The sequence below is a fragment of the Micromonospora sp. CB01531 genome (assembly GCF_001905095.1).
GTDB lineage: Bacteria > Actinomycetota > Actinomycetes > Mycobacteriales > Micromonosporaceae > Micromonospora.
Genome location: NZ_LWLS01000047.1, coordinates 1 through 2745, shown reverse-complemented (window position 1 = coordinate 2745; position 2745 = coordinate 1). Strand labels below are relative to the sequence as shown.

At 65.3% G+C, this 2745-nt stretch carries 2 protein-coding genes and 1 pseudogene; all 3 read left to right on the top strand.

The window, feature by feature from the left end; translation table 11 throughout:
- Positions 1-103 (top strand): transposase (locus A6A27_RS08220; RefSeq protein WP_198940235.1); only part of this gene is annotated, 103 nt, incomplete at its 5' end.
- Positions 104-383: 280 nt separating this feature from the next.
- Positions 384-780, top strand: a pseudogene (locus tag A6A27_RS47390) (HesB/IscA family protein); the annotation flags it as partial.
- 14 nt (positions 781-794) lie between these two features.
- Positions 795-1229 carry a hypothetical protein gene (locus A6A27_RS08205; RefSeq protein ID WP_143193935.1) on the top strand — a complete coding sequence of 145 codons (435 nt, stop codon included), beginning with the start codon at positions 795-797 and terminating at the stop codon, positions 1227-1229.
- Positions 1230-2745 lie beyond the last annotated feature (1516 nt).

Here is a 2745-nt window from a genome sequence, read left to right as displayed (position 1 = left end):
GGGCCACCTGTGGTCACCGTCGTACTACGCCGGATCATGCGGCGGAGCACACCACACCGCCATCCACGAGTACATCGAAAACCAGAAACGCCCAGGCCCGTGACGCGATTCCTCCCGGCCCTGAAGAAGGATTCCTCGCTAGGCTACGTTGAACCATGTTGTCGATCCGCACGTCGAAGTGAATAGATGGAAGCCCCAGCCCGGGGCGAAAGTCCCTGAGGAGGGTGTAGGTCATGGCTGTTCCACCGTCACCTCGGCTCACCGAGGAGGATATGAACGAAACCGCTACGGACCGGCCCAACCCTGCCGCCGAACCGGCAGCGGATGACACGGCGGGTATCCATCTCACACCAGCTGCGCTCCGGAAGATCCGCCAACTGCTAGACCAGGAGGGACGTAGCGATCTGCGGCTCCGTGTTGCGGTCCAGCCCGGCGGCTGCTCGGGAATGCGCTACCAGTTGTTCTTCGACGACCGGCTCGTCGACGGCGACAAGCTTTTCACCTTCCACGTTGACCAGCGCCCAACCAGCACGGATGGCGACGCAGCACAGAACAGCCGATACGAGAGCGGGAACGATGAGTAACGCTATCCAGCAGCCGGTCCAGACCGAATCGGCCAACGTCGGCAGCGGCGGGATCGAGGTGGTGATCGACCGGATGAGCCTGCCGTACCTGGCGAACGCGACGATCGGCTACGTGGACACCATCGAGCAGCAGGGCTTCACGATCGACAATCCGAACGCCGCCGGATCCTGCGCGTGCGGAGACTCCTTCCACTGACAATGGGCGATCGCATGGACGTGCCGATCGGCTGGTTCGCCGCCGAGCAGGCCGCGCAAAACCTGATCATTGAGGCCGACGGCATGATGGCAGTCGCGACGTTCGAGTTCCGGGCCACCAACGACGTCCTCGCCCTGACCTGGTTATTGGCCGACATCGACATATCGTCCGTTGATCTTCCGATCGCGTCGGTACGGCTCGTCCGCGCTCACCTGTCGGTCGACCAGCGATGGAGGGCGTGGTGCCGCAGTCAGCTCGCCCGTGCGGCACTCACCGAAGCGGACCTGCGGCTCGCCCGCCATGCCTGGAGGCGGCTGGTCAAAGGCAGGATGCTCGCCGGCTTTACCGTGTCCGGCGTGGCGGCCGATGCGAGCCCGTTGACGGCATGTTGCATCGGATTGAGCCACGCCCGGCGTGCCATCGACGCCTACTGTCATCGGCAGCCCTGACTGCCCAGCGGTCGTCAGCGGCACGCCGATAGACCCTCCCCCTCTGGGCAGAGGATGAGCGCCTTGTCTGAGAGTTGGCCCGGACAACCAGGCGTCGCATGGTGGCGCTGCCCGGGCGGGCTGGCCTGCGTCTTGATCCGCCGAGTCACTACCGCCTACCCCACACCTGGGTGAGTACGAGAAGAAGAACGGACACACCACCGCAACACCTCGAGGCCGCCGGCTCCCCTTGACATGGCCGCTTCACATGAGCGCCGGGTAAGGCAGCTAAAGCCACAGCAGCTTACCTGCTGTTCCTGTCCCCTCCGCCCCGGACATTTGCCTCAAACATTGACGTGCTTCCCGGTTTAGCTGGCTGGTCTCTGGGCCCGCGAGCAGGGCATATTATCGGGATGCCGGCGGCGAGGGGGCGCGGCGAATGTCCATTGTGGTCGCGCGGCATGGGAGAATGGGGCCGCGAGATGTCCAGGCGTCTGGCAGCGGGGCTCGATTGCGAGCAAAGTCTGCGCGGTTCAAGCCGATAAATTCGATTCGCCGTCCGATATGGCAGGAATGCCGTAGGCACACGCCCCCTCACGTCGACGAACGCTTCTCACCTGGTCAGATGGATGATTACGGCTTTCGTTTGTCTACGAACTGGGGAACGCGGGTGCCTGCGCCGCTCAGCACAGCCCACCCTGGAGAGCACCAGGGCAATCTCTGGTGCGAACCAGGCCTGCCACGACCGACCGTTGGGGGAAGCAGCACGGAAGGCACAGAAGTGAGTACAACGACTCTCTCGACCGGCGTGACCAGCCGAGACCGGGAACACACCTTGTTCGCGCAGACCATGCAATACGTGGCCGTCACCACGGCACTGTTCGCCGCCGGGGCCTACCTTGGCCGCAGCGTCTCTGATTAGCTTAGCGATCCTGAGTCGGATGGGGTTTCCGGGATCGTTTCCCACCGTGGTGGAGTTGCATGGGCGTGGAGATGGAATCCTGCGCCCAAGGCGGCTCCTCGTGGCCGGTGGCCGGTGGTGGGTGTGCTGATCGCGTTCACGCCCTGGTGTCGGTGGGCTGCGCGGGGCAGCCTCCGGTCCGTTGGTGCGTGTCCCTCCGGACGCTTGCCCGCCTGACCGTGGGGCCGGGTGGGGGAGGGCGCCCTGCGTCGCCTGGGCGCGGGGCGTGTTGGCTTGTGCCGGGTGGGGCCGGTCTTCGACCGGTCCCTCCGGCTGGTCTTGGCCATGGTGGGGGTGACGACGGCTGCGGCTTCGAGCTCGTCGACGACCGTGCGGATCACCATGGCGCCGGTGGACTTGTCGGTGACGGTCTTGGTCTGATGGGTGAGTCCGCGGGCGGCGATACGCCGCCAGGCGCCGTGGTCGCGGTCGCCCTGCCACCGGCAGGACTGGTTGGGGCAGATAGCCCACTTCCAGCCCGCCACGGTCGGCTGGTCGGGGGCTCTACGGTGCTGTAGCGGGGTCAAACATTGCGGGCAGTGCTTACGATCTTGTGCGCAATTGCGTAGAGCCGTG

Coding starts and splice junctions, on each gene's coding strand:
- A6A27_RS08205 (WP_143193935.1), top strand. CDS start 795: ATGGACGTGCCGATCGGCTGGTTCGCCGCCGAGCAGGCCGCGCAAAAC.